Below are 25,522 nucleotides of genomic sequence, written 5' to 3' on the forward strand. Positions count from 1 at the left end.
GGAATACCGCCGATTTCCGCTCGTTAAAAAAGCCTGAATTCACGCAAGTGTTTCAGGCTTTTTTCGTAGGGCGGGCACAAGCTGCCCGCCCTGCATTCTTGCTTATCCTACGGCAGTATGGCCGTGTCGGTGGCTTGCTTGGCCTGGATATCCGAAACGGCCTGCTGGATTGCCGACAGCCGATAGTCGGTGCCCGGATGGATTGCGGTGTAGCCGTTGAGCGCGCTGGCCGGATAAGCGGTCGCCAGCCGTTGCCAGAAGGCGGCAGCATTGTCGACCTTGTAGCTGGCACGCGCAACCATGTACAACGCCAGTTTGTCGGCTGCCGCATCCATCTGTTGCGAGTAAGGCTTGACGCCGGCCATACCGTTTAACGCCGCTGTATCCGGCCGCAAGCGGATCAGATTATCGATGACGCCGGTCATGGTGGCAGTGCTGCGTTGGCGCGCCGGATGGGTGAGCGTGTTGTGCGCCATTTCCTTGGCAATCACCAGGGCCAGTTCATCGTCGTTCCTGGTGAATTTCATCATGCCGCTGCTGATCAGCACGCGTCGGCCGTCGGCATAACTGATCACATTCTCGGTGTTGCCGAGTTCGATGCCGAAGGCGCAGGCGCGGGTCAGCGGGATGTTCATGGTCTGGTTGCTGCCGTTGCGCGCGACCGTCAGTTTGATGCTATTACGGCCGTTCACCAGAGGGCCAAGCAGCAGGGCGGTCTGGCGTTCAGCATCGGCGCCGACCGGCACCGGCTTGTCCTGGATCGTCACCAGCCGGTCGCCGCGTTGCAGGCCGACCTTGGCGGCGCCGCTGCCGGCCAGCACGCCGGTCACCTGCAGCTGATCGCTCAGGCCCAGGGCTGCCGCCGCATCAACGAATTCTGGCGTATAGGAGTATTTTGTCTTGGCGGTGAAACCGAGCAGGTTACGCGCATTGTTTCTGCACAATACCGCGTTATTCACCAGCAAAGGAGCGGCAACGTCGTACAAACGGTCTTGCAAACCGATCAATGCTTTCAGCTCCGTTTGCTGTGGCGACAGTGTCGGCGTTGCAGGCTGGGGAGAGACTGCAGGCGCAGGCCGCTGCGGCGCGGTGCCGGTGTCAGGCTCCTGCGTGGCGCAAGCGGCCAGGAACAGCGCTGGCAATGTCAGCGCCGCATAACGCTTGGCGCCTTGCCATCCGGCGCCGCGCGTCAAATTCGTCAATCTCATTAACTTCTCCATCAATTTTTTCCGGTGCTGCCGAAGCCGCCTGCGCCGCGTTCGCTGCTCTCGAAATCTGGTACGACATTAAAACGGACACGTGCAACAGGCACAATAATCAATTGCGCCAGCCGTTCCATCGGGTTGAGGGTAAATTCGGTCGTTCCGCGGTTCCAGGTAGAAACCATCAACTGACCCTGGTAATCAGAGTCGATCAGGCCCACCAGGTTCCCCAGCACGATGCCATGTTTATGGCCGAGGCCGCTGCGCGGCAGGATCATGGCGGCATAAGCAGGGTCGCCGATATGAATCGCCAGGCCGGTCGGAATCAGATGGGTTTCACCGGGTTTGATCGTCAGCGCAGTGTCCAGGCAGGCGCGCAGGTCCAGGCCCGCACTGCCTTCGGTGGCGTAAGCCGGCAATTGATCTTGCATGCGTGGGTCGAGAATTTTGACGTCGATGATATTCATGGAATTTTGTAACAATCTATTAAATGAAGAAATGATGGCAGGTACAACAAACATGGCAGGATGAATCCTGCCGGGTGTTCATGAAACTACCTCTGATTTTTGATGCAAACCGCTGGCGATGAAACCGGCAGCAATATAGCGATTCGCTAGGCAAGACGACTGGCAATTGCGGCAATCAGCTGGCGCGCCAGTTGTTGTTTGCCGGCGCGCGGCAAACTGGTGTGGCCGTCGGCATCAAACAATACCAATTGGTTATCGTCCTTGCCAAACGTGTCATGGCCGATATTGCCGACCAATAGCGGCACATTTTTCCTGATGCGTTTGGCTTCCCCGTATTGCAGCAAGTTTTCTGACTCGGCAGCAAAACCGACACAGTAAGGCGGTTTCGGCAATGCTGCAACTGTTGCCAGAATGTCCGGGTTCTGTTCGAACACTAACTCGGGCGCGCTGCCGTCGGCGTTTTTTTTCAGTTTTTGCGTACTGGCGTTGGCTACGCGCCAGTCAGCCACGGCGGCCACTGCGACGAAGATGTCGGCGCCGGTATCGGGGCTGCCATTAGCAGTTCCATCGGCGGCCAACTGCGCCATCACGATATCGTGCATTTGCTGCGCGGTCTGAACGCTGATGCGGCGCACGCCGTAGGGTGTGGTCAACGCGGTCGGGCCTGACACCAAGGTGACTTCCGCCCCGGCTTCATAAGCTGCGCGGGCTACCGCATAACCCATTTTTCCGGATGAAAGATTGGTGATGCCGCGTACCGGATCGATCGGCTCGAAAGTCGGGCCGGCGGTCAGCAGCAGGCGCTTACCTTTCAACAGCTTGGGCTGGAACGAGGCAATCACTTCTTCCAGCAACTGCTCTGCTTCCAGCATGCGGCCCATGCCGACTTCGCCGCAAGCCTGTTCGCCGGCATCGGGGCCGAGCAGCTGGACGCCGTCTGCCAGCAATTGCGTCAGGTTGCGTTGGGTTGCCGGGTTTTGCCACATTTCGACATTCATCGCCGGCGCGACCAGCAGGGGCACTGTGGCTGGACGCGCGACGCATAGCGTCGACAGCAAATCGTCGCAGGCGCCGTGCGCCAGCTTGAAGATGAAATCGGCAGAGCAGGGGGCAATCACGATGGCATCGGCGTCGCGCGTCAGGTCGATGTGCGGCATGTTGTTGCCGACGCGCGCATCCCATTGATCGGTAAATACCGGCTTGCCGGACAAGCCTTGCATGGTGACCGGCGTGATGAAGTGCATCGCCGCCGCGGTCATGACGACCTGCACCGAAGCGCCGGCTTTGATCATGGCGCGCGTGAATTCCGCCGCCTTGTAGCAGGCGATGCCGCCGGTCAGTCCCAGCACGATTTTTTTACCAGCGAGATCCATATTTACCCCTGGATGGCAGAGCGCTTATTTATTGGCTAATTACTTACTTAGTTGCTCAATAAATTATTTATTTACGCGACGTAATTCATCAATAACAAACAATACCGCACCGACGCAGATCGCGCTATCGGCGATGTTGAAAGCCGGCCAGTGCCAATTGCGCACGTAGAAATCGAGAAAGTCGATCACATGGCCGTAGGCGATGCGGTCGATCACATTGCCGATGGCGCCGCCCAGAATCAATGCCAGCGCGGTGCAAAACATGCGTTGTCCGGCATGGCGTTTCAGCAGGAAAGTGATGAACAGCGCGGCCGCGATACCGAGCGCGGTGAAAAAATAGCGTTGCCAACCGGATTCCGTGGAAAGGAAGCTGAACGCAGCACCCTTGTTATACACCAGCACCAGATTGAAGAATGAGGTCACCGCTTGCGATTCGCCGTAGCTGAACAGCCGCACAATCGTGATCTTGGTCAGTTGATCGATCAATAACACCAGCGCTGCGATGGCCAGCCATGGCGCCAGGCCGTATTTGGGGGAGGATGAGGAAGACGAAGAACGTTTTTTGGTGGCCATATCAAGTTATATAGGTACTCAGGAGTTTTGTAGGGTGGGCACGCTTGTGCGCCCTACGCAAAATGCCGATCTTCACCGTTGCCGAACAAATTGGCAACACAGCGTCCGCACAAGCCCGGATGTTCCGGGTGGCTGCCGACATCGGCCCGGTAGTGCCAGCAGCGTTCGCATTTCTGCTGCGCCGACGGCGTGACCAGAATCGTTTCCTCGGCCTCTGTCGCCACTTCCGACACGGTTGCGCTGGAGGTGATCAAGACAAATTTCAGATCGTCGCCCAGGCTGTTGAGCAGTGCATATTTCGCCGGAGCAGCCTTGATTTCGACTTCCGCCTGCAGTGAAGAACCGATGCCGCCTGCGACCCGGACTTCTTCCAGCTGCTTGGTGACATCGGCGCGCACCGCACGCAAGGCGCTGAATTTTTCGATCAGGGCCGCGGCGTCGCTGATTTCCGGCAGCGTGTAGTAGGTCTGGGTGAAAATGGTTTCATCGCTGGCGGCAAAAGCCTCAGGGCTGGCGAAGAAGGACCAGGCTTCCTCCGCCGTGAACGACAGCGTCGGCGCCATCACGCGCAATAGCGCCTGGGTGATATGCCAGATCGCAGTTTGCGCGGAACGGCGGGCCGGCGAACTGACGCCGCTGGTGTACAGACGGTCTTTCAGGATGTCGAGATAGAAACCGCCCAGGTCTTCCGAGCAGTACATCTGCAATTTCGAAATCACCGGATGGAATTCGTAAGTCTCGTAATGTTGCAGGATATCGGCTTGCAACTGCGTCATGCTGGCGATCGCATAACGATCGATTTCCAGCAGGTCGGCGATCGGCACCGCATCCTTCAAAGGATCGAAGTCGGAAGTATTCGCCAGCAGGAAGCGCAGGGTGTTGCGGATGCGGCGATACGATTCGGTGACGCGTTTCAGGATCTCGTCCGAGATCGTGATTTCACCTGAGTAGTCGCTGGCAGCCACCCACAGGCGCAGGATTTCCGCGCCCAGCGAGTCCGCCACTTTTTGCGGTTCAACGCCGTTTTTCAGCGACTTCGACATCTTGCGGCCTTCGCCGTCGACCACGAAACCGTGCGTCAGCAAAGCGTTATACGGCGCGCGGCCATTCAGCATGGCCGAGCTCAGCAACGAGGAATGGAACCAGCCGCGATGCTGGTCCGAGCCTTCCAGGTACAGGTCGGCAGGGAATTGCAGCTGATTCGCGTGCGAGCCGCGCAATACGGTCTGATGGGTGGAGCCGGAGTCGAACCAGACATCCAATGTGTCTCTGTTCTTGATGTAATTGACGGCATCGTCGCCCAGCAACTCCTTAGCATCGAGCGCCTGCCAGGCTTCGATCCCGCTTTGCTCAACGCGCTGCGCGATCTGTTCCAGCAGTTCCGGCGTACGCGGATGCAGCTGGCCGGTTTCCTTGTGGACGAAGAACGCCATCGGCACGCCCCATTGGCGTTGCCGCGACAGTGTCCAGTCGGGACGGTTGGCGATCATGCCATGCAGGCGCGCCTTGCCCCAGCCGGGGAAGAACGCGGTATCTTCAATCGCTTGCAGGGCGGTTGCGCGCAGGCTCGGGTGGCCGTCCTTCGGCAGCTTGTCCATGCTGGCGAACCATTGCGAAGTGGCGCGATAGATGATTGGCGTTTTATGGCGCCAGCAATGCATGTAGCTGTGATCGAACATCACCAGCTTGAACAGTGCGCCGACTTCTTCCAGCTTGCCGCAGATCGGCTTGGAAGCTTCCCAGATGGTCATGCCGGCAAAGAACGGCAGCCAGGACGCGAACTTGCCGTCGCCCATGACCGGGCTGATGATGTCGTCGTCCTTCATGCCATGCGCTTTGCATGAGATAAAGTCTTCGATGCCGTAGGCCGGCGCCGAGTGGACAATGCCGGTGCCGCTGTCGGTGGTGACGTAGTCGCCCAGATAGATCGGCGACAGGCGGTCGTAGCCGGCATCGGCGGCGGCCAGCGGGTGTTTGAAATTGATCAGCGCCAGCGCCTCGCCTTTACAGGTGGCGATGGCTTTGCCTTCGAGGCCGAAACGCTGCAGGCAATCTTCGACCAGGTCTTGCGCCAGGATCAGCAGCAAGGGCGCGCCGTTGCGCGTGGTCTGCACCAGCGCGTAGTCGATTTCAGGGTGGACGTTAAGGGCCTGGTTGGACGGGATGGTCCACGGCGTGGTGGTCCAGATCACCACATAACCTTGATCGGTCGGCAGCGCCGGCAAGCCAAATGCGGCGGCGATCTTTTCCGGCTCGGCAAACGGGAAGCCGACATCGATCGACGGATCGCGCTTGTCCTGGTATTCGACTTCGGCCTCGGCCAAGGCAGAGCCGCAATCGAAGCACCAGTTGACCGGCTTCAGGCCGCGATAGACATAGCCCTTTTCCAGGATGGTGCCAAGCGCGCGCAACTCGTCGGCCTCATTGCTGAAGGCCATGGTCTTGTATGGATTGTCCCATTCGCCCAATACGCCGAGGCGGATGAAGTCCTTTCTTTGCAGGTCGATTTGTTCGTTGGCGTAGGCACGCGCCTTGGCTTGCACTTCCGCTACCGGCAGGTTCTTGCCGTATTTTTTCTCGATCTGGATTTCGATCGGCATGCCATGGCAATCCCAGCCCGGCACGTAAGGCGCATCGAAGCCGGCCATATTGCGGGCCTTGACGATCATGTCCTTGAGGATCTTGTTGACGGCATGGCCCAGGTGGATTTCGCCGTTGGCATACGGCGGACCGTCGTGCAGGATGAATTTCGGGCGGCCTTTGGAGGCTTTGCGTATCCGTTCGTAGACCTTTTTTTCCTGCCATTGCTTGACCCATTGCGGCTCGCGCTTGGCCAGATCGCCGCGCATCGGGAATGGCGTCTCGGTCATGTTGACCGGGTATTTGCTTTGCGGCTTACTTTGCGGTTTCGCCGGTTTCTGGTTTTCTGGTTTGCTGGTCTGATCGGACATAATTTTCTTCAATGGAATTCAGTGGGGGCTACGCGCAGGGAGTGCGCGTTGAGCTAGCGTTATCAATGGCGTTATAAAGACAAGCGGGACAGAGCAGCGTCAAATTCGGTCAGTGGCTGAAATCGCCGCAGTATCTTGCTGGCGGAAATATGCGCGTGCATTGCTGACATCGCGCGCAATCGCGGCAGTCAGGGTCGGCAAGTCGACATATTTTTCTTCGTCGCGCAGTTTTTGCAAAAACTCGACCTGTATCAGTTTGCCGTAGCAGTCGCCGGCAAAATCGAGGATATAACTTTCCAGCAGCACCCGGCCGCTGTCGTCCACGGTAGGGCGGATGCCGATGCTGGCCACCGCCGGCAGCGCTTGGTCGGTCAGACCGTGCACTTTAACGGTAAAAATGCCGGACAATGCCGGTAGTTTATGGCTGACGCGCAGGTTCAAGGTGGGGAAGCCGATGCTGCGGCCGAGTTTCTTGCCATGCACCACGTGTCCCGAGATCGAATATGGATGGCCCAGCAGCGCTCGCGCATGGCTGAAATCGCCGGCCGCCAGCGCCGCGCGCACCGCCGATGAGGATACCCGCGCGCCTTCGTTCATCACGGTCGGCAGGGTTTCGACATGGAAGCCGTATTTCTTGCCGGCTTCGATCAGGGTTGCGATATTGCCGGCGCGGCGGGCGCCGAAGCAGAAATCTTCGCCCACCATCAGCCACTTCACGTGCAAGCCTTCCACCAGCACTTTTTCAATAAAATCCTGGGGCGGCATGGCCGCAAAGCTGGCGTTGAAATGTTCGACAATCACGCGATCTATGCCAGCCTGCGACAGCGATTGCAGCTTGTCGCGCAGGTTGGCGACGCGTGTCGGCATATTGGCCGGCTGGCCTGCCCGTTGCGCAAAGAATTCGCGCGGATGCGGCTCGAACGTCATCACCGCGGCATCCAGCCCCAGTTCGGTGGCGGCTTTGCGGACGTGCGCGAGCAATACCTGATGGCCGCGATGCACGCCATCAAAGTTGCCGATAGTCAACGCGCAAGGGGCGCGCGATTCGGCGTTGGGAAGTCCGCGAAATACCTTCATTGAAGTGACCGGAATATTTATTGCAAAAACCTTGGATTATAAATGCTTTCGACGTTTTCCCCCTGCCAAGAAGTCGAACTGCATCGGATTGCACGATTTTTAATTAATAAAACAGCTATTTTATTGAATTTTGGATACGAATCGACACAGTGAATGAGGTGCTCAAGATGGTATTCGCCAAAAAAAATCGCCCCTGAGGGCGATTTTTGTCGAACGGTCAAGCGTCGGCCGATTCAGGCCTGCTTATTGCCGCCCAGCAGACCGCCCAGCAAGCCGCCCAGGTCCAGACCGCCTGGAGCTGCGGTTGCCTCGCCGTGTGGAGTCAGCTTGTCCACCAGACCTGGCAGGATTTCCGACAGGTGGCTGGCTGCGTCGGCAGGTGAAATACCTGCCGCTTGCGCCAATTCCTGCAATGGGCCGCTGCCCAGCGCCTGTTGCACCTGATCCGGCGAAATCGCCTGGTTCTGGCCATTGCCGATCCACGATTGGGCAAGCTGGCCCAGGCCGGCGCCTTCAAATGCGCTGAGCAAGCCGCCCAGGCCGCCCGCTGCGCCAGCGCCGCCTTGTTTGGTCAACATGCCGATTGCAGCCTGGATCAACAGGGCTTTCGGATCGTTCGCTTGCTGTTGGCCGCCACCGATTGCGCCAAGTACCGAATCCAGCAGTCCCATCATATTCTCCTGAGTAAAAAACGTCAGCCATCAAGGCAAATTGTTACTTTGCATATAAAGACAAAGTATTGAGAAAATTAATCTTACAACGCGGCAAGAACTTTGAGTAGTTGTACAATTGAAAACGATTGTGTCCTGGGATCGTTTCTTAAGTCCATGGATTATTTTTGCCAGGGTTTTATTTTTGCTTAGAACAAATTGTGGAATCGACAGCGGCAGGTTACGCTGCTTGTATTTCGCCTCGATTACATTTTCCTTTCGTTACATTTCCCCCCAAATTGCATTGATTGCCGCCAGCGCCGCCAGGCCGGCGGTCTCAGTGCGCAGTATCCGTGGTCCCATCGACAGCATCAGCGCTCCCTGGCTGCAGGCCAGGTTCTCTTCCGCTTCCGTGAAGCCGCCTTCCGGGCCGATCAGCAACGCCAATGCTTGCGGCGGTTGATGGCGCGCCCAATCCGACAGCGATTGCTCGCCGCGCGGCGACAGCAGGATGCGTTTATGCAAATCCTGCTGCTGGACCCAGTCGGTAAAGGGACTGAGCGTAGACAGGGTGGGCATGCGATTACGCCCGCTTTGTTCGGCGGCGGCGACGATCACGGCCTGCCAATGGCTTTGCTTTTTCTCGGCGCGCTCGCTGTTGAGGCGCACCACGCAGCGTTGCGCCGCCAGCGGCTGGATCGCAGCCACGCCAAGCTCGACCGCTTTTTCGATGATCCAGTCCAGTTTCGACGATTCCGGCAAAGCCTGGGCCAGCGTGATGGCGTAAGGCAGTTCAACCTCGCGCGGCGAAAAGGTCTTGATTTCGGCGCTGACGCGCTTTTTTTCGATGCTGCTGATGGTGGCGGTGTATTCGCCGCCGGCGCCGTTGAACAAGGTAATCGGCGTAGCCAGCCCCAGGCGCAGCACCAGCAAGTGATGGGCGACCGCTTCCGGCAAGACCAGCAGCTGGCCGATTTCGAGCGGGGTAGAAACGTAGAAACGAGGCATGGAATTAATAATTCTATATTTAATCAGGCATTAACATTAATAGAGCAAGCGAGCGGCCGTTCAATATGACTGTACCAAGAAAGAAGCGGGATGCAATCCAACTCTTCCGACATCCGCTATAAATCGCTTTTACATATGGCGCGGCAGCATTTTACTGCCCCTTTACTGTCCCGACACAGGAGAGATAAGCGGATTTGAACCGGAATCGGCCGCATTTTGGTAAAATATCGGCCTTTGTGGGCTGTTTCGACGCTCTGCGCCCACCAACCAATTTTCAATCGTTGCCTACCTGCTCACACCATGACTTCCACTCTCCCGACTACCAAGATGGCCAATGCAATCCGTGCGCTGGCAATGGACGCTGTACAAAAAGCCAACTCCGGCCATCCCGGCATGCCGATGGGTATGGCGGAAATCGCAGTCGCATTGTGGGCCAAGCACTACCGTCACAACCCGGCCAATCCGCATTGGTTCAATCGTGACCGGTTTGTGTTGTCAAACGGTCATGGATCGATGTTGCAATATGCCTTGCTGCACCTGACCGGCTACGATTTGTCGATGGACGAGATCCGCAATTTCCGTCAAATGCATTCGAAGACTCCGGGCCACCCGGAAGTCGACGTCACGCCAGGGATTGAAACCACCACTGGTCCACTCGGCCAGGGCCTGACCAATGCAGTCGGCATGGCGCTGGCTGAAAAGCTGCTGGCGGCGGAATTCAACCGCGCCGGTTTCCCGGTGGTTGACCACCACACCTACACTTTCGTCGGCGACGGCTGTCTGATGGAAGGCATTTCGCACGAAGCATGCTCGCTGGCCGGCACGCTGCGCTTGTCGAAGCTGGTCGTGCTCTACGATGATAACGGTATCTCGATCGACGGCCATGTCGAAGGCTGGTTCAAGGACGATACCCCGAAACGTTTCGAAGCTTATGGCTGGAACGTGATTCGCGCCGTCGACGGCCACAGCGTGGAAGCCGTCAACGCTGCCATCCACCAGGCCAAATTGTCCGACAAGCCGACCCTGATCTGCTGCAAGACAGTCATCGGCAAAGGCTCGCCAAACCTGGCCGGCACCGACAAGGTGCATGGCGCGGCATTGGGCGACAAGGAAATCGCTGCCGTGCGCGAAGCCCTGGGCTGGAATTACCCGCCGTTTGAAATCCCTGCCGACGTTTATGCCGCATGGGACGCCAAACCGCAAGGCAAGCTGTTTGAAGGCGACTGGAATGCGCTGTTCGCTGCATACGCTGCCGAGTATCCGCAGCTAGCCAGCGAATTCACGCGCCGCATGAAGGGCGAACTGCCAGGCAATTTCGAAAAGACCGTGAGCGACTATATCGCCAGCTGCGTCGCCAAGAAAGAAACCATCGCCACCCGTAAAGCCAGCCAGAACGCCATCCAGGCCCTGGCGCAGGTGCTGCCGGAATTCCTCGGCGGTTCGGCCGACCTGACCGGTTCCAACCTGACCAACTGGAAAGAATCGGTGGCGGTACGCGCCGACCAGCCGGGCAACCACATCAATTACGGTGTGCGCGAATTCGGCATGAGCGCGATGATGAACGGTATCGCCCTGCATGGCGGCTACATTCCGTTTGGCGCGACTTTCCTGACGTTCTCCGATTACAGCCGCAATGCCTTGCGCATGGCGGCGCTGATGAAGATTCGTTCGATCTTCGTCTTCACCCATGACTCCATCGGCCTGGGCGAAGACGGCCCGACTCACCAGTCGGTGGAACATGTATCGAGCCTGCGTTTGATTCCGCAACTGGATAACTGGCGTCCATGCGACACGGTTGAATCTGCAGTGGCATGGCAACAGGCAGTGCAGCGCAAGAACGGCCCCAGCACATTGATTTTCTCGCGCCAGAACTTGCAATACCAGGAGCGCGATGCGGCGCAAATCGCCGCCATCCAGCGCGGCGCCTATATCCTGAAAGATGCGGTCGACGCCAAGGCCATCCTGATCGCTACCGGTTCTGAAGTGGAACTGGCGATGCAGGCGGCGGCAGCGCTGGCGCAAGAAGGCATTGCGGTGCGCGTGGTATCGATGCCTTGCGCCGATGTTTTCGACCGCCAGGAAGCTTCCTACAAAGCCAGCATACTGCAACGCGGTTTGCCGCGCGTGGCGATCGAAGCCGGCGTGACGGCGTTCTGGCACAAGTATGTCGGCCTGGAAGGCGCCGTGGTAGGTATCGATACTTTCGGCGAATCGGCTCCGGCTCCTGTGCTGTTCAAGCATTTCGGCTTCACTGTTGAAAACGTCGTGGCCAAGACCAAGCTGGTACTGGCATGAATCTGAGAGCTGCCAGAGCTATCGGCAAGATGGCCGTCACCAACATCGTCGGTGATGTCGTCATCCGTCGCGCCACCGTCGCCGATGCGGGAGTGATCGCGGCGGTGCGTATCGATAGCTGGCGCACCACTTACCGCGGCATCATTCCGGACGATTATCTGGATGGCATGAAGATCGAAGACAGCGCAGCCATCTGGAGCCGCATCCTGTCGGCGACCTCGAACGCCGCCAATGTCTTCGTGGCCGAGGTGGATGGCGAGGTGCTGGGTTTTGCGGCCGGCATGACGCTGGCGCAAGCCAAGCTCGGCTTCGATTCCGAACTGACGGCGATCTACCTGGAGCCGTCGGTGCAGCGCGCGGGCATCGGCCGCAAGCTGGTGGCGCACGTGGCCGCCGCCCTGGCCAGCGCCGGCGCCAACAACATGCTGGTATGGGTGCTGGCGGACAATCGCCCGGCGCGGCAGTTTTACGAGATGCTGGGCGCCGAGCTGCTGGCCGAGCAGCCGTTCAGCTGGGATGGACTGGAATTGCAGGAAGCCGGCTACGGCTGGCGTACCATTAGGGTCAGTTGAAACGTTTGTGATGTAGTTGCAATAAATTCATTGTTAATACCTTAGGAGAAAAGCATGACTATCCGCGTCGCCATCAATGGCTATGGCCGTATCGGCCGCAACATCCTTCGCGCCCATTACGAAGGCGGCAAAAAGCATGACATCGAGATCGTTGCCATCAACGACCTCGGCGATCCAAAAACCAATGCGCACCTGACCCAGTACGATACTGCCCACGGCAAGTTCCCAGGTACTGTGACGGTCGACGGCGATTTCATCGTAGTCAATGGCGATCGCATCAAGGTATTGGCCCAACGCAATCCGGCCGAACTGCCATGGGGCGAGCTGGGTGTCGACGTCGTGCTGGAATGCACCGGTTTCTTCACCACCAAGGAAAAAGCCAGCGCCCACATCAAAGGCGGCGCCAAGAAAGTCATCATCTCCGCACCTGGCGGCAAGGATGTCGACGCGACTGTCGTTTTCGGCGTCAACCACGGCGTACTGAAAGCCAGCGATACCGTGATTTCCAACGCTTCGTGCACCACCAACTGCCTGGCGCCGCTGGTCAAGCCGCTGAACGACAAGATCGGCGTGTTGAACGGCCTGATGACCACCGTCCACTCCTATACCAACGACCAGGTGCTGACCGACGTCTATCACGAAGATCTGCGCCGCGCCCGTTCCGCCACCATGAGCATGATCCCGGCCAAGACCGGTGCTGCGGCAGCGGTTGGCCTGGTATTGCCTGAACTGAACGGCAAGCTGGACGGTTTCGCGATTCGCGTTCCTACCATCAACGTTTCGCTGGTCGACCTGTCGTTCGTTGCTGCGCGCGACACCACTGTCGACGAAGTCAACGCGATCATGAAAGACGCTGCGGAAAACGGCGCGTTGAAGGGCTTGCTGACATACAACACAGAGCCGCTGGTTTCGGTCGATTTCAACCACAATCCTGCCTCCTCGAACTTTGACGCCACCCTGACCAAGGTTTCCGGTCGTCTGGTGAAAGTATCGAGCTGGTACGATAATGAGTGGGGCTTCTCGAACCGCATGCTGGACACCACGATCGCACTGATGAGCGCCAAGTAAAAGCTTATTCCTTGCTTGCATGGCAAAAACGCCCCGTTGATCGGGGCGTTTTTTTGTGGGGTGCAGGCAGCTGAATCTTTTTGTTTTATGGCGCTGCGGCCGTAAAAATGTCGGCCCACAATTGTTTCACCACCGATATTTCGGCTGCAATGCGGCTTGCCGCCACGCGCGCCCGTTCTTCTCCCTGCAAGCGGCCTTGGTGCTGCAATTTACGGAAAGTCCGGTAAGCGTCGGCCACCGCATTGGCCAGTCCTGCATCAATCAAGCCCAGCTCGCCGCACAGTTTCAACAAAGCGATATTGCCGATGTCCGCGGTCAGTTGCGGATAAACGGCGGCATGGCGCAAGATCAGGAATTGCACCAGGAATTCGATGTCGATCATGCCGCCGGCGTCGTGCTTGAGGTCGAAACGGTCGCTGCGGTTCGGATGGGCGTCGCGCATTTTCTGGCGCATGTCCAGCACTTCGCTTTGCAGCAGTTTGGCGTCGCGCGTCTGGCGTAATACTTCCACGCGCAAGGTTTCGAAGCGTTCGCCTATCGCTGCGTCGCCGGCGCAGAAGCGGGCCCGGGTCAGAGCCTGGTGCTCCCACAGCCAAGCCGACTCGCGCTGGTATTTTTCAAATTTGCCAAACGAAGACACCAGCAATCCGCTGGCGCCGTCGGGGCGCAATGCAATGTCGATATCGAACAGGATGCCGGCCGGCGTGTGGCTGGTCATCCAGGTAATGAAACGCTGCGCCAGCTTCGCGTAGAGGGCCGGGCCGTCCTGGTCCTCATCGTCGTAGAGGAATACCACGTCCAGATCGGAGACATAGCCAAGTTCCTTGCCGCCCAGCTTGCCGTAGGCGATGACAGTGAACAGCGGCGTCTCGCGATGGCGGCCCGGCATCATGTTCCAGATGGCTTGTACGGTGGCGGCCACCAGGATGTCGGCCAGGATCGATAGATGATCGGCCAGCGCCTCGACGCTGAGCATCCCTTCAAGATCCTGCGCCAGCAGGCGGAATTGCTGGGCATGGTGCATTTCGCGCAGGATATCCATCTGCCGTTCAGTGTCGCCGCGGGCGGTGTCGAGTTGACGCCGGCATTCCTGGGCAAATACCGGCCAGTCCGGCGCCGCATTCAGATTGCGCGGATCCAGCAGTTCATCCAGCAGGATAGGATGCTGGGTCAGGTATTTTGCGGCCCAGTCGCTGGCGCTGATCATGCGGATCACGCGGTGCAGGGTGGCGGGATATTCGGTGAGCAGCGCCAGATAGGCGGCGCGGCGCGCAATCGCTTCCAGGAAATCCAGCAGGCGGCTAAGGGTGGGCAGATGGCGCTCGGGCTCAGGAATCGCCGCCACCGCCGGCAACGCCGCATTGACCAGGGCCAGCAGGCGCGTGCGGCTGGCTAGCGGCAGGTTCTGCACCCGCGTCGATTGCCAGGTCGCGACCAGTCGCTGCGCCGCCGCCGATGCGTCGGAGAATCCGCAATGCGTCAATACCAGGGCAATCGTTTCGCGGCTGTCGGTTTCGCTCAGGGTATGCAGCACATTGTCGCTGTCGTCCCAGTCTTTCTGGCTGGCGCGGCCATGTTGCTTGTCCTTGAAGATATCGCCGAACTGGGCGTCGACCAGGGCCCGGTGCTGGTCGAGCACCGGCATCAATGACGCCACATCGGTAAAACCCATGGCCTGGGCGATGATCAGGCAATCCGCCTGATTGCTGGGGAAGGTGTGGGTTTGCGCATCGTCCAGGTATTGCAGCCGGTGTTCCAGGTTGCGCAAGAAATCATAGGCGGCCAGCAATTGATCGACGACCTCGGCATCCAGCAGGTTTTTGGCGGCCAGGGTGCGCAGCGTGGCGCGGGTGGAACGGTCGCGCAAATCGCAATCGCGGCCGCCGCGGATGAGCTGGAACACCTGTGCCAGGAACTCGATTTCGCGAATCCCGCCGCGCCCCAGCTTGACGTTGTTGCTGCGCTCCGGATGCAATGCTTCCAGGCGTTGGACCTCGCTGCGGATTTGCGCGTGCATGGAGCGCATGGCGTCGATCGAGCCGTAATCCAGGTAGCGCCGGAACACGAACGGGCGGCTGATGTTCTCCAGGGTGGCGATATCTTCCGGCCGGCCTGTCAGCGCACGGGCTTTGCACCAGGCATAGCGCTCCCATTCCCGGCCCTGGGTCACCAGATATGCCTCAACCATGTTGAAGCTGGCGACCAGCGGCCCCGAGGCGCCATTCGGCCGCAGCGCCATATCGACCCGGAAAGTGAAGCCGTCTTCGGTAATTTCAGACAGCGCGCCAATCAGTTTTTTGCCGAGCCGGGTAAAAAACTCGTGATTCGATAGCGAGCGCTGCTCGGCGCCGGTGGTCCGGGTGTCGCCATCTTCTGCATAGGTGAAAATCAGGTCTATATCAGAGGAAACATTGAGCTCGCAGCCGCCCAGCTTGCCCATGCCCAATACCAGTAATTCCTGCGGCTGGCCCGATTCTTCGCCGATCGGAATGCCATGTAGCGCCACCATGTCGACAGTCAGCGCCGCCAGGTGGGTTTGCACCGCAAATTCGGCAAATGTGGTGACCGCGCTCACTACTTCATCCAGATCGGCCACGCCGCGCAAATCACGTTCAATCAGCGTGCATACCAGCAGGTTGCGCAGGCGGCGCATGGCGCGCGGTAACGGCATTCCGGAATCTGTTTCTTTTTGTAACAATTGATTAAGCAGCAGCGGGCTGACGGTTAATCTTGTCACCGGCTTGGCCAATTCAGCGATCTGTCGGGCGCGTCCGGCTTCGGCATTGACCCAGCGTGAAAAAAAACGAGAGGCGGCGGTGCTGCTTAATAAGGATGGAGTCACAGGGATAGAGTCGCAGATTTAAAGGGTAGACGGCGAGGGTAGACGGCGCAAAATTCAAAAAATAGGGCAGCGCTCAGCTGATTGATTTACTGGTTATTTTCGACCTTTTTGTTTTTTTAACTGTGTGCATGCTGATCCATGCGAACATATGGGTTGGCAGCTTGTCGAACATCAATAACTTGCCAATCTGGAATCGATCAGATGCAGCCGATTTATTTTACTTCCTATCCCTGGTCAGTTGGGGGACAGTGTGCAGAGTAACTCGTCGCAAGTTTCCTGGCGGCTCTGTTATCTCAGCCTTACCCTGTCTTACCATGATTAATTTTACCCATTCTGATTGATGTTGGAAGAACAAGCAAAAATTCCGCCGCCGGCTAGCAAGCTTGCCATCTGCTGGCGCGCCGGGATTGCCGCCTACAAACACATTAACCTGGTGACCCATCATCTGCTGGGTGCCTTGCTGACGTTGTTGATCGTGGCGTATTTCCTGTTTTGCGGACTGTTCCTGGGTTTGCGTTATGTGGTGTTGCCGAATGTCGGCCACTACAAGGCGGAGGTCGAGCATATCGTCAGCAAAACGGTAGGCAATCCGATTTCGATAGGCGCGATCCAGGCATCCTGGCATGGTTTGCAGCCGCGCCTGGTGCTGGACAATGTCGTGGTGCACGATAAAGGCGGCCAGTCTGCGCTGACCTTGCCGCAGGTGGCGGCTACCATTTCCTGGCGTTCCGCGCTGGTGGGCGGGGTCCGGCTGGCTTCACTGGAAATCAATAAACCCGATCTGCAAATCGAGCGCGATGCCCAGGGCAACCTGTTCGTCGCCGGCATTCTGGTCAACTCCAAACAGGAAAACGATGGCGCCGGCGCCGAATGGCTGCTGGCCCAACGCAAGATCGTGATTCGCGACGGCCAGGTGCGCTGGCGCGACGATCTGCGCAAGGCGCCGGAACTGATCCTGACCAACATCGATCTGGTGCTGCAAAACCGCTGGCGCCGCCATCAGTTGTCGGCGCGGGCGACGCCGCCTGCTTCTTTTGCAGCGCCGCTGGATCTGCGGGCGAATTTTGTCCATCCTGTATTTGCCGAAAAGACTGCCGACTTCAAGCGCTGGACCGGTACCCTCTACGCCAATCTGCGCGATGCCGATCTGACCGTGTGGAAGCCCTACTTCAATTATCCCTTTGAGATCAGTCAAGGCAAGGGCGCGGTACAAGCCTGGCTGGACCTGGATCACGCCAAGGTGAGCAACTTTACCGCCGATCTTGAACTGAACGACCTGACTATGCAGCTGCGGCCAGACTTGCAGCCATTGGCTTTGGCAAATGTCAGCGGCCGTGTTTCCGCGCATGAAGAATTGGGGCCGGCGCCGCAAGATGGCACGCCGACCTTCGGCGCCAACGGCCATGCGGTAACGCTCACCGATTTTTCATTGAAAACCGCGGACGGCCTGAGCTTGCCGCGCACCACCATCAGCGAGTCTTATCTGCCGGCGCAGGGCAAGCAAGCAGAGAAGTACAGCTTGCAGGCCAAGCAGCTGGATTTGCAAACCATAGCGAGTTTTGTCCAACGCTTGCCCGTGAGTGCCGCGCAGATCAAGATGATCGACGATTTCGCGCCGCGCGGCCTGTTGCGCGATTTTTCCGCGCAATGGCAGGGCGCTTATCCGGCGATTGCGGCATACAGCGCAAAAGGCAGCTTTGAGGGTTTGACCATCAATCCCCAGGCGCCGCGCGCCGCGCAGCCGAAGACGGCCAGCCAGCCGGCGCAAGCTGCGGTGCCGGGGATTCCCGGGGTCGACAATCTGACCGGCAGCATCAATGCCAGCCAGGATGGCGGCAGCTTGAAACTGAAGTCGGAAAATGCGCGGCTGGATTTTCCAGGCTTTTTCTCGACGCCGTTGCAGCCCTTCGAAAAACTCGATATGCAGGCGCGCTGGAATTTCCCGCAACAGAATATGCTGTTGCAAATCGATAGCATGAATTTTGTCCAGGACGGTTTGATTGGATCGCTGTCTGGCAGCCACCTGTTGTCCTTGCAAGACCGGCATGGCGCGGCGCCGGGAGTGATCGACATGAGCGGCAGCATCAGTGAATTCGACGTGAAGAAAATCGGCAACTATCTGCCGCTGCATACCCCTGAACATTTGCGCAACTGGCTGGTGGGCGCGCTCAAGGACGGCAAGGCAAAAGATGTCGCGATCCGGCTCAAGGGCGATCTCGCCGATTTCCCGTTCCGCACCGATGCAAGCAACCCTAAAGCCAACCCTAAAATCCAAGGTGAATTCAGCGTTGCCGGCAAAATAGAAAACGGCACGCTGGAATACGATCCCGGTCATTTCGGCCAGGATGGCAAACAGCCCTTGTGGCCGTTGCTGGAAAAGATCGACGGCAGCATCGTATTGGACCGCATGCGTTTGCAGATCAAGGCCGCTACTGCGCAAACCTCGGGGGTGACGGTGAGCGACGTGACGGCGACGGTGCCTGATCTGTCGTCGCACGACCAGATGCTGTTGATCGACGGCAGCGCTGCCGGCGCTTTGCAGGATTTTGTGCAGTTCACCAATAATAGTCCGGTGCTGCATTGGATCGGCGGGTTTACCAGCGAATCGCAAGCCAAGGGTAACGCCAAGTTACAATTGAACCTGCAATTGCCGCTGGCCCATGTCGTCGACAGCAAGGTCGCCGGCGTATTGCAGTTCCAGAATAATGACGTGATCCTGCAAAAAATCATCCCGCCTATCGCCCATGCCACCGGCCAGCTTGAGTTCAATGAAAAAGGCTTCAACCTGAACGGCATCAAAGGCAATCTGCTGGGCGGACCGGCGCAGGTCAGCGGCGGCACCCAGGCCGATCGTCAGACCCTGGTCAAAGTGGAAGGCAGCGCCGCGATTGACGGCTTGCGCGCGATGTATCCAGCCGCGGCGATGCAAAAACTGCTGTCGCATGCCAGCGGCGGCAGCCGTTACACCGCCGACATCGCGATCCGCGACCATCATACCGAATTGGTGCTTGAGTCCAGCCTGCAAGGCATGGGCCTGGATTTTCCAGAACCGTTGCGCAAGAGCGTCAGTGAAGCCATGCCATTCAAATTCGAATGGCTGGGCGCGGCCTCCGACGATGCGGCAATGTTGCGCGACGAGATCAAGCTGGCGTTGGGATCGGCCATCGTCGCCCGCTATCAGCGGCAGAAACCGCTCAACAGTCCTAACAGTACAGCCAAGGCGGCTGACTGGAAAATACTGCGCGGCGGCATCGGCATCAATGCCCCGGCGCCTGAACCGGATAGCGGAGTGGCGCTCAATCTGAATGCCAAGTCCTTGAATATCGATGCCTGGAACAGCCTGACCGGCGCCTTGAACGACGAGGCCGCTGCCAAGGCCGGCGAGGAAACAGCTTTGTCCGGTCTGGCGCAGTACGCACAGCCGAATCTGGTCTCGGTCAGGGCCAACCAGTTAATCTTGCTCGGCAAGACGCTGGACAACGTGGTGCTTGGCGCTTCGTATCAGAAGAGCGCCTGGCAGGTCAATGTCGATTCCAGGCAGGCTTCGGGCTACGTCACCTGGAACGCGGCGCCGTCCGGACGCGGCCTCGGCACGGTCACTGCGCGCCTGTCTTCGCTGATCATTCCGCAAGGCGGCGAATCGGACGTTGGCGAGGTGCTGGAGGGCAAAGGAAGCTCCACCCAGATCCCGGGGCTGGATATTATCGCCGAGGATTTCCAGCTACTCGGCAAGAAGCTGGGGCGCCTAGAGTTGAGCGCCAGCAATGTACGCGCCAATGTCGGGAACGAGTGGCGTATCCATAAATTATCGATCAAAAATCCCGATGCAGAACTGAAGGCCGACGGCAAATGGACCGCTGTCAACGGCGATAACACCACCAGCCTGACCTATGCCTTGGATGTCACCGACGCCGGCAAGCTGCTGGACCGCTTCGGGTTTGCACATGTGTTGCGTGCGACCAAAGGGCGCATGGACGGCGAGGTCAGCTGGAAGGGTTTGCCGTTCACCATGGATATTCCATCGTTGTCAGGCCAGGTGAATCTGGATATGGCGTCAGGCCAGTTCCTGAAGGTTGATCCGGGCGCCGCCAAGCTGCTCGGCGTGTTGAGTTTGCAATCCCTGCCGCGCCGCCTGACCCTGGATTTCCGCGATATTTTTTCTGAAGGCTTCGCCTTCGATAGCGTGGTCGGCACCGCCACGATCGCGCAGGGCAAGGCGCGTACCGATAATTTCAAGATGCGCAGCGTGAGCGCCACGGTGTTGATGGACGGCGTGGCCGATATTGCGCATGAAACCCAGGACTTGCATGTGGCGGTGCTGCCTGAAATTGGTGCAGGCACAGCCTCGGTGGCGCTGCTGGCGATCAATCCGGTGATCGGCATCGGCACTTTCCTGGCGCAGTTGTTCTTGCGTGATCCGCTGATGCGCGCCTTCACCTTTGAATATAATATTACCGGCGGCTGGACCGATCCGGTGGTCACCAAGCTGAATCACAAGACCGAAGCGCCGGCAGCGAATATGCCGGATCTGTCTTCCAGGCGTTAATTCAACTTATTGCATTTTATCCCTCCAGCGCGGAGTTCAGCACTATGAGTCAAGCATCGCAAGATCATTCAGCCAGCTTCAAAGTTGCCGCGATCCAGATGGTGTCGACGCCGGTGCTGGAGGAAAACTTCAATACGGCTCAGCGCCTGGTGGCCGCTGCCGCCGGGCAGGGCGCGCAACTGGTGTTGCTGCCCGAATACTGGCCGATCATGGGCATGCATGAAGCCGACAAGCTGAACTGCGCCGAAGCCCTCGATCAAGGCCCGATCCAGGCCCTCATGGCGCAATTGGCGAGAGAACATGCCATCTGGCTGATCGGCGGCACCTTGCCGATGATTGCCGACGAGGTTGGCAAGGTGCTCAACACCACATTGGTGTATGGCCCTGAGGGCCAGCGCGTCAGCCGTTACGACAAGATCCATCTGTTCAGCTTCAGTCAAGGCGAAGAATCCTACGACGAGGCACGTACCATTGTTGACGGCAAGGAAGTGGGCAGTTTCGAGGCGCCGTTCGGTAAAGTGGGCTTGTCGGTCTGTTACGACCTGCGTTTTCCCGAATTGTATCGGGCGCTGGGCGATTGCAGCTTGATCGTGGTGCCGGCCGCTTTTACCTACACCACCGGCAAAGCCCACTGGGAAACCCTGCTGCGCGCGCGCGCCATCGAAAACCAGTGTTACGTGCTGGCGGCGGCGCAAGGCGGCAAGCATCCGAACGGTCGCCGCACCTGGGGCCACAGCATGCTGATCGACCCCTGGGGTGAAATTAAATCGGTGCTGGCCGAAGGCGAGGGCCTTGTCAGCGGCGCTATCGACCCCCATTTCATGATGGGAGTGCGGGCCAGCTTGCCGGCATTGCTGCACCGCAAGTTGTAAGAGTGATTGGCAATAAGATATTACTATTTTCGCCGCTGCGGCCAGCTCAGCCTGGGATGCTCTACAATCCCACCTAACATCACAGTAAAACCGGAATACCAATGAAACCATTTGAACCAAACCTGAGCACTTTAGCCGTTGCGCGCGATATCCTGTTGACTCCGTTCGGCCTCGACGAATCGAGCTTGCTGAAAGCGCTGGGGACCATGTTCACGCACAAGGTCGATTACGCCGACCTGTATTTCCAGTTTACCAAGAGCGAAGGCTGGAGCCTGGAAGAAGGTATCGTCAAGACCGGTAGTTTTTCCATCGACCAGGGGGTAGGCGTGCGCGCCATCTCCGGCGACAAGACGGCCTTTTCGTATTCCGATGAAATCTCCGAGCGCGCCTTGCACGACGCCGCAGTGGCGACCCGCACCATCGCCCGCCAAGGCGCCGGCAAGATCAAGATTGCAGGCGGCATGCAACAAAACGGCGGCCGCTCCCTGTATTTGCCGCACGATCCGCTGGTGTCGCTGGACGCCACCGACAAGGTCAAACTGCTGGAACGGGTAGAGCGCATGGCGCGCGCCAAGGATACGCGCGTGGTGCAAGTGATGGCCGGCCTGGCCGCAGAATACGATGTGGTGCTGGTGGCGCGTAGCGACGGCGTGATTGCCGCCGATATCCGGCCTCTGGTGCGGCTCTCGGTAACGGTCATCGTGGAACAGAACGGCCGCCGCGAAACCGGCAGCAGCGGCGGCGGCGGACGCTATAGCTACGCTTATTTCAATGACGCCATTCTGGAACAATACGCGGCCGACGCGGTTGCTTCGGCGCTGGTGAACCTGGATGCGCGGCCAGCCCCGGCCGGCCCGATGACCGTGGTGCTTGGACCTGGCTGGCCAGGCATCCTGCTGCACGAAGCGATCGGCCATGGCCTGGAAGGCGATTTCAACCGCAAAGGCTCCAGCACCTTTTCCGGCCGTATCGGCGAGCGCGTGGCAGCCAAAGGCGTCACCGTGGTAGATGACGGCACCATCGCCGACCGCCGCGGCTCGCTGAATATCGACGATGAAGGCAATCCAAGCCAATGCACCACGCTGATTGAAGACGGTATCCTGAAAGGCTATATCCAGGACACCATGAACGCGCGCCTGATGAAGATGCCGGTGACCGGCAATGCACGGCGCGAATCGTTCGCGCATCTGCCGATGCCGCGCATGACCAACACTTACATGCTGGCCGGCGACAGGGATCCGGCGGAGATTCTGGCTTCGGTGAAAAACGGTTTGTATGCAGTCAATTTCGGCGGCGGCCAGGTCGATATCACCAACGGCAAGTTCGTGTTCTCGGCGAGCGAAGCCTACATGATCGAAAACGGCAAGGTCACCTATCCGGTCAAGGGCGCAACCCTGATCGGCAACGGTCCCGACGTTTTGCACCGGGTCTCCATGATCGGCAACGACATGCAGCTTGATCCAGGTGTCGGCGTCTGCGGCAAGGAAGGACAGAGTGTGCCGGTCGGCGTCGGCCAGCCGACCTTGCGCATCGACGGCGTGACTGTCGGCGGCACGGCTTGACGGCATGGCAGAAGCGACGATGATGGAATGGCGCTGGCTGCCGTTCCAGGAGCTAGGTACTGTGCAATTGTATGCAGCGATGCAATTGCGGCAGCGCGTGTTCGTGCTGGAGCAAACCTGCGTGTTCCAAGATGCCGACGGCGTCGACCTGCATTCCTGGCATGGTCTTGGCTATCTGCCGAACGGCGAACTGGGCGCCTACGCGCGCATCGTGCCGCCGGGCAAAGTGTTTGACTTGCCGTCGATCGGGCGGGTGGTCACGGCCCCCGAGCTGCGCGGTAAAAGCGGCGGTCGTGAGCTGATGCGGCAAGCGATGGCGCAAGCCGTCAAGCTGTTTCCGGGGCGTGACATCAAAATTGGTGCGCAAGCGCATCTGCAGCGTTTTTATGGCAGCTTTGGCTTCAAGCCGGTTGGTGAGCTGTATGACGAAGATGGCATTTCACACATTCATATGATTGCGCCTTCGAATTCCGTCTGATAGGGATCGCGCATACCTTTATACCTGAGAAAACTGGATAACGGCAGCGACGTCGATGCGATCATGACGTCAAGTGAGAAATTACCTGGCTGTCAAACTCAACAGCCGGTAGTGAGCGCGCTGCGTTCATCGCTGATCAACAACAGCACGGAGGAAAATGATGTCAAACGTCAGCTCACCCCAACAAATAGCCGCATCGCTGACAGAACACTGGTCGCCGCGCGTGGTGGCCGAAGTCGACGATTCCTATGTCAAGGTCGCCAAGGTAAAAGGTTCTCTGGCCTGGCACAGTCACGAACATGAGGATGAATTGTTCCTGGTCCTCAAAGGCCATCTGCGCATCGAAATGGAGCAAGGCACCGTAGAGCTGGGTGAAGGCCAGATGTTTGTTGTTCCCAAAGGCGTGCGGCATAACCCGGTGGCGGAGGAAGAGTGCCATATCATGCTGATCGAACGTAAAACGACGCTGCATACCGGCGACGTCGTCAGCCAGAAAACCCGTTCGCTGGCCGAGCAATTACGCCCGCTGTGATTCCAGGCCGGCTAGCTTGAAATAGCCTGGCTTTTCTGCTCCTTCCAGCGCGCGTAGTCTCGTGGCAGACAAACCGCGCAGGGGCGATAGCCGGCTCCTTCGGCATCAGCCTGGTTGAGAAAGAACACCCGGTTCTTCACATAACCGCCTCTGGCGATCGCTTGCAGCGCTGTGCGGCAATCCAGGCGGCCATAGATGCGGCTGCGACGATGGCCGCCAAGGCTGCCTGCTTGATTGCTGTCATAGCTGTTGCCGTCGGCGCCGATGAGTCGCCATTTCTTGCATTTCTTGCCGACGGTATTCACTCCCTGCTTTCTCGTTTCAGCAATGCCTGCTTACGTTCCACTCCCCAGCGATAACCCGAAGCACTGCCGTCGCTGCGTATCACGCGATGGCAGGGGATCGCTACCGCCAGGCTGTTGGCGGCGCAAGCCTGGGCCACGGCGCGCACGGCTTTGGGCGAACCGATACGGGCGGCGATTTCAGCGTAGCTGGTGGTGCTGCCGGCAGGAATGTCGCGCAATGCTTGCCATACGCGTTGCTGGAAAGCCGTGCCGCGCACGTCCAGCGGCAAATCCAGACCGAGGGCAGGGGCTTCGATGAAACCTACCACCTGCGCCACCAGCTGTTCAAAATCGCGGTCGGCGCCGATCAGATGGGCGCGCGGGAATTTATCTTGCAAGTCGTGCGCCAGGGCGTTCGGATCATCGCCCAGAAAGATGGCGCATACGCCGCGATCGCTTTGCGCCACCAGGATTGCGCCCAGCGAACATTCGCCGATCGCGAAACGGATATCGGTGTTGGCGCCGCCGGCGCGATAGTCGGTCGGCGTCATGCCCAGCACCTTGCCCGATGCTTCATAGAAGCGGCTGTTCGAATTGAAGCCGGCGTCGTAGATCGCCTCGGTCACTGAATGGCTATGGCTGAGGTGATCGCGCACTTTTTTAGCCCGCTGCGCATTGGCATATGCCTTGGGCGTGAGTCCGGTGACAGCCTTGAATACACGGTGAAAATGAAACAGACTGAGGCCGGCGTCGGCGGCCAGCATCTCCAGGCTGGGTAACTCCAGCGCACTCTCGATGCTGCGGCAGGCGGCGGCCGCCAGCTCGGCATGATGGGCCGCCACCGAGGTTTGATCGGCGCCGCGTTTGCTGGGCCGGTAACCGGCCGCTTCGGCTGCTGCCGGGGTATCGAAAAAAGCGACATTTTCCGGCCGCGGCAGACGTGTCGGGCTGCTCGGGCGGCAATACACGCCCGTGGTTTTGACGGCATAGACAAACTGCGTGTCCGCGGCCGGATCTCTTGCCAGTACTGCCGCCCAGCGCGGATCGCGTTCGGCGCTTTGCCTGGCAGTGTGTTGCTGTTGTGTCAGCGTTCGCATATCGGTTTCCAATGGCATATCGTAGCTGTACTTTAGCAATGCGACGGAGGCCTGGCACTCCGAGTCTTGCTGT

19 protein-coding genes are annotated in these 25,522 nt (G+C 58.7%); 8 read left to right on the top strand and 11 right to left on the bottom strand.

Annotation, left to right across the window (positions count from 1 at the left end; all coding sequences use genetic code 11):
* Window positions 1-107 precede the first annotated feature (107 nt).
* The 8 genes from BLV81_RS07965 to BLV81_RS08000 all read right to left on the bottom strand — a co-directional run bounded on the left by BLV81_RS07965 (window position 108) and on the right by BLV81_RS08000 (window position 9,301).
* On the bottom strand, window positions 108-1,208 hold the full coding sequence (locus BLV81_RS07965; RefSeq protein WP_255365045.1) for a M48 family metallopeptidase: 1,101 nt from the start codon (window positions 1,206-1,208) through the stop codon (window positions 108-110).
* 11 nt (window positions 1,209-1,219) lie between these two features.
* Window positions 1,220-1,669 carry a dUTP diphosphatase gene (gene dut / locus BLV81_RS07970; RefSeq protein WP_092354165.1) on the bottom strand — a complete coding sequence of 150 codons (450 nt, stop codon included), beginning with the start codon at window positions 1,667-1,669 and terminating at the stop codon, window positions 1,220-1,222.
* 146 nt (window positions 1,670-1,815) lie between these two features.
* On the bottom strand, window positions 1,816-3,042 hold the full coding sequence (gene coaBC / locus BLV81_RS07975) for a bifunctional phosphopantothenoylcysteine decarboxylase/phosphopantothenate--cysteine ligase CoaBC (RefSeq protein WP_092354167.1): 1,227 nt from the start codon (window positions 3,040-3,042) through the stop codon (window positions 1,816-1,818).
* 63 nt (window positions 3,043-3,105) lie between these two features.
* On the bottom strand, window positions 3,106-3,615 hold the full coding sequence (gene lspA / locus BLV81_RS07980) for a signal peptidase II (RefSeq protein ID WP_092354169.1): 510 nt from the start codon (window positions 3,613-3,615) through the stop codon (window positions 3,106-3,108).
* 53 nt (window positions 3,616-3,668) lie between these two features.
* Window positions 3,669-6,566 carry an isoleucine--tRNA ligase gene (gene ileS, locus BLV81_RS07985; protein ID WP_092354171.1) on the bottom strand — a complete coding sequence of 966 codons (2,898 nt, stop codon included), beginning with the start codon at window positions 6,564-6,566 and terminating at the stop codon, window positions 3,669-3,671.
* Between the two features lie 99 nt (window positions 6,567-6,665).
* On the bottom strand, window positions 6,666-7,643 hold the full coding sequence (locus BLV81_RS07990; protein ID WP_092354173.1) for a bifunctional riboflavin kinase/FAD synthetase: 978 nt from the start codon (window positions 7,641-7,643) through the stop codon (window positions 6,666-6,668).
* A gap of 233 nt (window positions 7,644-7,876) precedes the next feature.
* Window positions 7,877-8,317: a YidB family protein gene (locus BLV81_RS07995; RefSeq protein WP_255365047.1), complete on the bottom strand. Its 441-nt coding sequence runs from the start codon at window positions 8,315-8,317 to the stop codon at window positions 7,877-7,879.
* Window positions 8,318-8,575: 258 nt separating this feature from the next.
* Window positions 8,576-9,301: a 16S rRNA (uracil(1498)-N(3))-methyltransferase gene (locus BLV81_RS08000; protein WP_092354177.1), complete on the bottom strand. Its 726-nt coding sequence runs from the start codon at window positions 9,299-9,301 to the stop codon at window positions 8,576-8,578.
* A 300-nt stretch (window positions 9,302-9,601) separates the two neighbouring features.
* Here BLV81_RS08000 and tkt point away from each other — a divergent pair, with 300 nt between their 5' ends.
* From tkt to gap, 3 genes are read left to right on the top strand one after another with little or no spacing between them, the layout of a single operon-like run.
* Window positions 9,602-11,596, top strand: coding sequence for a transketolase (gene tkt / locus BLV81_RS08005; RefSeq protein WP_092354179.1), 1,995 nt, complete (start codon window positions 9,602-9,604; stop codon window positions 11,594-11,596).
* Window positions 11,593-12,168 (top strand): GNAT family N-acetyltransferase, encoded by a 576-nt coding sequence (locus tag BLV81_RS08010; RefSeq protein ID WP_092354181.1) that lies wholly within the window; start codon window positions 11,593-11,595, stop codon window positions 12,166-12,168. The genes tkt and BLV81_RS08010 overlap by 4 nt, the downstream gene beginning before the upstream one ends.
* A 54-nt stretch (window positions 12,169-12,222) precedes the next feature.
* Entirely contained in the window at window positions 12,223-13,236 is a 1,014-nt protein-coding gene (gene gap / locus BLV81_RS08015) for a type I glyceraldehyde-3-phosphate dehydrogenase (RefSeq protein WP_092354183.1), read from the top strand.
* An 85-nt stretch (window positions 13,237-13,321) separates the two neighbouring features.
* On the opposite strand, the gene glnE is transcribed toward gap, so the two are convergent.
* Complete coding sequence (gene glnE, locus BLV81_RS08020; RefSeq protein WP_092354185.1) at window positions 13,322-16,078, bottom strand: bifunctional [glutamate--ammonia ligase]-adenylyl-L-tyrosine phosphorylase/[glutamate--ammonia-ligase] adenylyltransferase; 2,757 nt, start codon at window positions 16,076-16,078, stop codon at window positions 13,322-13,324.
* Between the two features lie 340 nt (window positions 16,079-16,418).
* Between glnE and BLV81_RS08025 the strand changes: the two genes are divergently transcribed.
* The 5 genes from BLV81_RS08025 (at window position 16,419) to BLV81_RS08045 (ending at window position 24,068) form a co-directional block, all read left to right on the top strand.
* Window positions 16,419-20,624, top strand: coding sequence for a YhdP family protein (locus tag BLV81_RS08025; RefSeq protein ID WP_255365048.1), 4,206 nt, complete (start codon window positions 16,419-16,421; stop codon window positions 20,622-20,624).
* Between the two features lie 44 nt (window positions 20,625-20,668).
* Window positions 20,669-21,496, top strand: a complete 828-nt coding sequence (locus tag BLV81_RS08030; protein WP_092354189.1) for a carbon-nitrogen hydrolase family protein — start codon at window positions 20,669-20,671, stop codon at window positions 21,494-21,496.
* A 101-nt stretch (window positions 21,497-21,597) separates the two neighbouring features.
* Window positions 21,598-23,058 (top strand): metalloprotease TldD, encoded by a 1,461-nt coding sequence (tldD, locus tag BLV81_RS08035; protein WP_092354191.1) that lies wholly within the window; start codon window positions 21,598-21,600, stop codon window positions 23,056-23,058.
* Window positions 23,059-23,062: 4 nt separating this feature from the next.
* Window positions 23,063-23,536 (top strand): GNAT family N-acetyltransferase, encoded by a 474-nt coding sequence (locus tag BLV81_RS08040; RefSeq protein ID WP_255365049.1) that lies wholly within the window; start codon window positions 23,063-23,065, stop codon window positions 23,534-23,536.
* Window positions 23,537-23,696: 160 nt separating this feature from the next.
* Window positions 23,697-24,068 carry a cupin domain-containing protein gene (locus BLV81_RS08045; protein WP_092354195.1) on the top strand — a complete coding sequence of 124 codons (372 nt, stop codon included), beginning with the start codon at window positions 23,697-23,699 and terminating at the stop codon, window positions 24,066-24,068.
* An 11-nt stretch (window positions 24,069-24,079) separates the two neighbouring features.
* Here BLV81_RS08045 and BLV81_RS08050 read toward each other — a convergent pair whose 3' ends face one another.
* Together BLV81_RS08050 and ada are read right to left on the bottom strand one after the other, a co-directional pair.
* Complete coding sequence (locus BLV81_RS08050) at window positions 24,080-24,373, bottom strand: Ada metal-binding domain-containing protein (protein ID WP_092354197.1); 294 nt, start codon at window positions 24,371-24,373, stop codon at window positions 24,080-24,082.
* A complete protein-coding gene (gene ada / locus BLV81_RS08055) occupies window positions 24,370-25,449 on the bottom strand; it encodes a bifunctional DNA-binding transcriptional regulator/O6-methylguanine-DNA methyltransferase Ada (RefSeq protein WP_092354199.1) in 1,080 nt (359 codons plus the stop codon). Before ada ends, BLV81_RS08050 begins: the two co-directional genes overlap by 4 nt.
* Window positions 25,450-25,522 lie beyond the last annotated feature (73 nt).

Origin of the sequence: Collimonas sp. OK242, from assembly GCF_900107095.1 — a bacterium.
Lineage (GTDB): Bacteria > Pseudomonadota > Gammaproteobacteria > Burkholderiales > Burkholderiaceae_D > Collimonas.

Bases quoted from the DNA above. Each gene is read 5' to 3' on its own strand.
- BLV81_RS08040 (WP_255365049.1), top strand. From the start codon at position 23,063: ATGGCAGAAGCGACGATGATGGAATGGCGCTGGCTGCCGTTCCAGGAG.
- BLV81_RS08045 (WP_092354195.1), top strand. From the start codon at position 23,697: ATGTCAAACGTCAGCTCACCCCAACAAATAGCCGCATCGCTGACAGAA.
- BLV81_RS07995 (WP_255365047.1), bottom strand. From the start codon at position 8,317: ATGATGGGACTGCTGGATTCGGTACTTGGCGCAATCGGTGGCGGCCAA.
- BLV81_RS08010 (WP_092354181.1), top strand. From the start codon at position 11,593: ATGAATCTGAGAGCTGCCAGAGCTATCGGCAAGATGGCCGTCACCAAC.
- tkt (WP_092354179.1), top strand. From the start codon at position 9,602: ATGACTTCCACTCTCCCGACTACCAAGATGGCCAATGCAATCCGTGCG.
- BLV81_RS08025 (WP_255365048.1), top strand. From the start codon at position 16,419: ATGTTGGAAGAACAAGCAAAAATTCCGCCGCCGGCTAGCAAGCTTGCC.
- gap (WP_092354183.1), top strand. From the start codon at position 12,223: ATGACTATCCGCGTCGCCATCAATGGCTATGGCCGTATCGGCCGCAAC.
- BLV81_RS07990 (WP_092354173.1), bottom strand. From the start codon at position 7,643: ATGAAGGTATTTCGCGGACTTCCCAACGCCGAATCGCGCGCCCCTTGC.
- BLV81_RS07965 (WP_255365045.1), bottom strand. From the start codon at position 1,208: ATGAGATTGACGAATTTGACGCGCGGCGCCGGATGGCAAGGCGCCAAG.
- ileS (WP_092354171.1), bottom strand. From the start codon at position 6,566: ATGTCCGATCAGACCAGCAAACCAGAAAACCAGAAACCGGCGAAACCG.
- lspA (WP_092354169.1), bottom strand. From the start codon at position 3,615: ATGGCCACCAAAAAACGTTCTTCGTCTTCCTCATCCTCCCCCAAATAC.
- ada (WP_092354199.1), bottom strand. From the start codon at position 25,449: ATGCGAACGCTGACACAACAGCAACACACTGCCAGGCAAAGCGCCGAA.
- BLV81_RS08000 (WP_092354177.1), bottom strand. From the start codon at position 9,301: ATGCCTCGTTTCTACGTTTCTACCCCGCTCGAAATCGGCCAGCTGCTG.
- BLV81_RS08030 (WP_092354189.1), top strand. From the start codon at position 20,669: ATGAGTCAAGCATCGCAAGATCATTCAGCCAGCTTCAAAGTTGCCGCG.
- dut (WP_092354165.1), bottom strand. From the start codon at position 1,669: ATGAATATCATCGACGTCAAAATTCTCGACCCACGCATGCAAGATCAA.
- tldD (WP_092354191.1), top strand. From the start codon at position 21,598: ATGAAACCATTTGAACCAAACCTGAGCACTTTAGCCGTTGCGCGCGAT.
- coaBC (WP_092354167.1), bottom strand. From the start codon at position 3,042: ATGGATCTCGCTGGTAAAAAAATCGTGCTGGGACTGACCGGCGGCATC.